This window comes from Mesorhizobium sp. Cs1321R2N1 (assembly GCF_037179725.1).
In the GTDB taxonomy this organism is placed as follows: Bacteria; Pseudomonadota; Alphaproteobacteria; order Rhizobiales; family Rhizobiaceae; genus Mesorhizobium; species Mesorhizobium salmacidum.
In genome coordinates, this window is the sequence record NZ_JAPYKP010000281.1 from 1 (window position 1) to 2,434 (window position 2,434).

At 62.6% G+C, this 2,434-nt stretch carries 4 protein-coding genes; 2 read left to right on the plus strand and 2 right to left on the minus strand.

The window, feature by feature from the left end; genetic code table 11:
- Both O7A61_RS31925 and O7A61_RS31930 read right to left on the minus strand, forming a co-directional pair.
- Positions 1 to 620 (minus strand): anti-sigma factor (locus tag O7A61_RS31925; protein WP_337133130.1); only part of this gene is annotated, 620 nt, incomplete at its 3' end.
- The gene (locus O7A61_RS31930; RefSeq protein ID WP_027143843.1) at positions 617 to 1,156 is read right to left on the minus strand and encodes a sigma-70 family RNA polymerase sigma factor; all 540 of its coding nucleotides are present in this window, start codon (positions 1,154 to 1,156) and stop codon (positions 617 to 619) included. The genes O7A61_RS31930 and O7A61_RS31925, both read right to left, overlap by 4 nt.
- A gap of 183 nt (positions 1,157 to 1,339) precedes the next feature.
- Between O7A61_RS31930 and O7A61_RS31935 the strand changes: the two genes are divergently transcribed.
- Both O7A61_RS31935 and O7A61_RS31940 read left to right on the plus strand, forming a co-directional pair.
- Positions 1,340 to 1,771, plus strand: a complete 432-nt coding sequence (locus O7A61_RS31935; protein WP_337133128.1) for an SgcJ/EcaC family oxidoreductase — start codon at positions 1,340 to 1,342, stop codon at positions 1,769 to 1,771.
- 105 nt (positions 1,772 to 1,876) lie between these two features.
- The coding region (locus O7A61_RS31940; RefSeq protein WP_337133129.1) for an amidase family protein at positions 1,877 to 2,434 on the plus strand (558 nt) is incomplete at its 3' end.

Below are 2,434 nucleotides of genomic sequence, written 5' to 3' on the forward strand. Positions count from 1 at the left end.
GCGAGTTTCTGCTGCACCGCCGGCGCAACGGTCACATGCGCGGTCTGGCCGGCCGCGATGACGCCCATCGAGACCGGAGTATTCTTGCCCTCGATCATCCACAGTTCGAAGTCCTTGCCGGCGGCGCGCTCGCCGGAGACGAGAGAGAGACCGACATCGTGGCGGGCAGCGTCGTAGACCGCCAGATATTTGACGTCGCTGCCCTCGGCCGCGAGCGAGGCGACAAGGCGGGTCTGCGGCTGTGCGGCCGGTGGGTTGAGATAGGGGACGGCGATGTAGAGCACCAGCGCAGCGACAGCGGCCGCCGCAAGGCCGCGCCAGAAGGCGAGGCTGGACCACAGGCCGGCACGCGTCGCGGCGGGCGCGGCGGCGGTGGCTGAAAACAGCCGGCGATCGATCGCCGGCTTTGCCGAAGCCGGCGGCTCGATTTCCGGATAGGTTGATGCCAGCAGCGACAGCCGAACTTCCCAGCGGTCGACGAGCCGCGCGAAATCGGCTTCGGAATCGATGCGCCTGGATGCTATCTGCCGCTCTTCCGCCGACAGAACGCCAAGAACGTATTCGGCGGCGAACAGGTCGTCGCCCCCACGTTCCGGTCCGTTGTCCTCTGCCAGCGTCATCTTTCCAGACATTCTCTGAGTTTCATCAGGCTGCGGCGCAGCCAGGTACGCATCGTATTCAACGGCACGCCGTGGCGTTCCGCCAGTTCGGCATAGCTTTCGCCCTTGAGGTAAGCACCGCGGACGGCCGCCGCCCGGTCCGTTTCCAATTCATCGAGACAGTGGTGGATGCGTCCGAATTCATCGCCCGCCACCGCCATCGCTTCAGGTCCCGGCGCCGGATCGGCCACCTCGAGCGCGGCATCTATATCGACGGCAGGCTTGCGCCGCGCCCTGATGCGATCGATCGCATGATTGCGCGCGATTGCCACCAGCCAGGAGATCGGGCTCAGGTCGGAGACAGCAAAACGATCCGCCTTCGTCCAAATCTTGACGAAGACTTCCTGCAGCGCTTCTTCCGCATCTCCCCGGTCGTTCAATACACGAAGGCAAACGCCGAAAAGTTTCGCACTGGTCTGCCGGTAGAGCAGGTCGAATGCGGCCCGATCCTTCATCGAAGTCCGGACGATCAGCTTGGTGATGTCCTGCGGCGTCATGGGCGCCAAGTTAGGCAAATGCATTGTGTTTGCAACGCCCGAAATATTCCATGCACCTAAAGTTCGGGCTTCCGCACCATGCCTCGAGTCAGTGTCCCAGTTTGAAATTCAAAAGGCGGCGATCGCATTTGAGGCGATGACCCCGACATGCTACGCTTTAGCGGAAAGCAATGGAGATTTGTCATGGGATTGGTGGTCGCCAAACCTGAGGATGCCGCCACTGCCTTTGCCGATGCTTGGAACAGACATGATATGGACGACTTCGCAGCGTTGTTCGCCGACGACGCAAATTTCGTCAATGTCGTGGGCATGTGGTGGAAGAACCGCACCGAGATCGAACAGGCGCACCGCGCAACTCATGAAACCATGTTTCGTAACAGCCGATTGGAGGGTGTTGTCTCGTCGGTTGTTGAATTATCCTCGGGCCTTGCATCAGTGCACTATACATGGATCCTGACCGGCGCATCCACTCCGGACGGCTCATCCGCCGGAACACGAGAAGGCATTCTGCTTCTGGTTGTGAAGGAAGAACAGGTGGGCTGGCGGATAAAGGTTGCCCAAAACACCGACATCGTTCCGGGGGCAATTGCTCCCCGTTCCAACGCTGGAAGATAGCCGACTTACAAAGTCGCCGCTCAAATTCCAAACTGAGACACTATCGGCCTGGATTGCCAAGGGAATCGCCGCTGGCTAGCTTGGCGGAGGTGGGGGGGGGCGCGTATGTCGGTCGAACGGATCCTGTGGGAAGAAGACGCAACCGGTCTTGCCGGTCTGGTGCGCAAGGGTGAACTGTCGGCGATCGAGTTGACCGAGGCGGCGATCGCCCGTGCCGAGGCCACCCGCCCCGAAATCAATGCAACGGCAGAGCCGCTCTATGAGTCCGCGCGGACCCGCGCGAAGAGCATCGACCGCTCCTTGCCGCTGGCCGGCGTGCCCTTTGCCATCAAGGATCTCGGCATCGCCATCAAAGGGGTGCCGTCGCATGGCGGCAGCCGCATTCCGGCCTGGGTGCCCGATTTCAACTCGGTGATGACCGAGCGCTATCTCGCGGCCGGGCTGATCCCGATCGTCACCTCGACGTCGCCCGAGCACGGGCTGCGGCTGATGACCGAATCCAAAGCCTTCGGCATCACCCGCAATCCCTGGAATACCGGCCACACCACCGGCGGCTCGTCGGGCGGTTCGGCAGCGCTGGTCGCCGCCGGCGTCGTGCCGGTGGCGCACGCCTCGGATGGCGGCGGCTCGATCCGCGTGCCGTCGGCCTGCAGCGGGCTTGTC

Coding starts and splice junctions, on each gene's coding strand:
- O7A61_RS31930 (WP_027143843.1), bottom strand. CDS start 1,156: ATGACGCCGCAGGACATCACCAAGCTGATCGTCCGGACTTCGATGAAG.
- O7A61_RS31935 (WP_337133128.1), top strand. CDS start 1,340: ATGGGATTGGTGGTCGCCAAACCTGAGGATGCCGCCACTGCCTTTGCC.